The organism is Paraburkholderia sp. LEh10, assembly GCF_017814945.1.
Classification (GTDB): domain Bacteria; phylum Pseudomonadota; class Gammaproteobacteria; order Burkholderiales; family Burkholderiaceae; genus Paraburkholderia.
The window spans coordinates 1-2413 of record NZ_JAGIPX010000178.1 but is presented as its reverse complement, the minus strand read 5'-3'; the positions used below and the strand labels follow the sequence as shown (position 1 = coordinate 2413).

At 59.0% G+C, this 2413-nt stretch carries 1 protein-coding gene and 1 pseudogene; both read right to left on the bottom strand.

Annotated elements, in window-relative coordinates; translation table 11 throughout:
* Positions 1-77 precede the first annotated feature (77 nt).
* A pseudogene (locus tag J8I87_RS43705) lies at positions 78-568 on the bottom strand (IS5 family transposase); the annotation flags it as partial.
* Positions 569-691: 123 nt separating this feature from the next.
* Positions 692-2029: a polyhydroxyalkanoate depolymerase gene (locus J8I87_RS43700; RefSeq protein ID WP_209938846.1), complete on the bottom strand. Its 1338-nt coding sequence runs from the start codon at positions 2027-2029 to the stop codon at positions 692-694.
* Between the last annotated feature and the right edge of the window lie 384 nt (positions 2030-2413).

Sequence of the window (2413 nt, the reverse complement as noted above, 5' to 3'; positions counted from 1 at the left end):
TACGGGGTACGATGCTTGCCCATAATCGGCACCTCCTTCTCCAAAGGATAGATGTCCGCTTTTCTGGGTCAACTTCAGTCAACCAGCGGCAGCAGTTGGGTGACGTCGTTGCGATTCGCGCCTGTCAGGATCGCGCTGACAGGAACGCCATTGACGTCTACGAGGATGTGGTGCTTGGAACCTGGTCGCGCCCGATCCGTGGGGTTCGGACCAGTTTTTCGCCCGCCCCAACGGCTCGCACAGATGAAGAGTCGACGGCTGCTCGTGGGAAATCCAGTTCGCCTGCCTCGCGTAACTTCGCCAGCAGTAGCTCGTGCAATCGCTTCCACACGGCGGCTTTCTGCCAGTCGCGCAACCGTCTCCAGCAGGTTGAGCCCGAGCCAGATCCCAATTTTGTCGACAGGTCGCGCCAGCGGATACCGGTCTTGAGTACGAACAGGATGCTGTTCAGTGCAGCTCGGTTCGCAACCGGCAACCGACCTGGATACTTCTTGCGCCGTGGTTTTGGCGTCGGCAGCAATGGCTCGATCAGTGCCCACAGTTCGTCATCAACAATCGGCGCGCCCATCCTTGGTTCCAGTTGTTCAGATGGCCAAGGTTAACAGCTTGCCGAAAAGGTTAACAGCCACCAACGGGGTCTTTTTGATTCCGTCTCTTAGCATCCCGACCGAAAAACTGCTTCGCGGAACAATTAACCGACTGACGCTACGGTCGTGTTGGAACAGCTCGTATTACTTTCGTCGTCGTCGATCTCTTCGCGCCGAACGTTGCGGACTCTTTTTGGCACCCGATCGTGTTCCGCGATGAACTCGCGCAGTTGCGGATAGATTATGTTGCGCCAGCGGCGGCCCGAGAAAATACCGTAGTGCCCGCATTTCTCCGCGGTGAAGTGACGACGGTTGTTTTCCGAAATTCCCGTGCACAGTTCGTGCGCGGCGCGCGTCTGGCCGCTGCCGGAGATGTCGTCGAGTTCGCCTTCGATCGTGAAGAGGGCGGTCTTTTTGATGTCCTGCGGGCGCACCAGCTCGCCGTTCACGACCCACGTGCCTTCAGCAAAACGGAATTCCTGGAACACGGTCTTGATCGTCTGCAGGTAGTACTCGGCAGTCATGTCGAGCACCGCGTTGTATTCGTCATAGAAACTGCGGTGCGCTTCCGCATCTTCTTCGTCGCCGCGAAGCAGGCTCTGATAGAAGTCCCAGTGCGATGCCGCGTGGAGTTCCGGATTCATCGCGACAAAGCCCGAGTGCTGCAGAAAGCCCGGATACACCTTGCGGCCGAAGCCCGGATAGTTCGACGGCACGTTGTAGATCACATTGTTCTCGAACCATTCGATCGAATGCTGCGTCGCGAGCGAGTTGACGGCCGTCGGGCTCCTGCGCGCGTCGATCGGGCCGCCCATCATCGTCATCGTGCGCGGCGTGTCTTCGCGGCGGCTCGCCATCAGCGAAATGGCCGCGAGCACGGGCACCGTCGGCTGGCAAACCGAAATGACGTGCAGATTCTTCGCGCCGATGTGGTGGATGAACTCCTGGATGTACGCGATGTAATCGTCCAGATCGAACGGGCCGGCCTCGATCGGCACCATGCGCGCGTCGATCCAGTCCGTGATGTAGACCTTGTGATCCTGCAGCAGCGTGCGCACGGTGTCGCGCAACAGCGTCGAATGGTGGCCCGACAGCGGCGCGCACACCAGCACGACGGGCTCTTCCTTCAATTGTGTGACGGCGTCGCTGTCGTCGGAATAGCGCTTGAAGCGCAAGAGCCGGCAGAACGGCTTTTCGATGATCGTCTGCTCGACGATGGGAATGTTGCGGCCGTCCTTGACGATCTGATGGAGGTTGAATTCGGGCTTCTCGTAGTCCTTGCCGAGACGGTACAGCAGCTCGTAGCCAGCCGACAGGCGCGTGGCGCCCGGCACATAGGCGAGCGGACTGGCCGGGTTCGCAAACGATTTCGAGGCAGCCTGAGCCCAGGCGGTGAGCGGGCTCAGAAGTGCTCGCTGGAATACATGGAATTGATAGAGCATGTTTTCCTATGGGTTAGTTGACTAAAAGGGGAAGACTCCCTCGTCGTGCAGTATTCGGACGGTTGAACTAGGCGCATGCGATGCCGAACCCGAGGTCTCGCAAGCGGCGATTCTCTAAGTCCGCGACCGATGGGGTTGGAATCGCCGCTCCTGGAAGACCTTGTCGTTCGGGCTACCAGCCCGCGTTGTTCAAGAAACCAATCCAGCACGACTGACGGAATGGAACGCGCCATAACGGCGGATTGCAATCGCTTCAGCGTCTGACTGCGAAGCGGCCTGTGCGTAGGCAACCGACCATCGGCCGCAGACTGAGGTTGACCCGGTTCGACGGACGGATTTGCAGCCAGCGATTTGATGCGATCTAACCTCCGTTGAGTGTTGAGT

Coding starts and splice junctions, on each gene's coding strand:
- J8I87_RS43700 (WP_209938846.1), bottom strand. CDS start 2,029: ATGCTCTATCAATTCCATGTATTCCAGCGAGCACTTCTGAGCCCGCTC.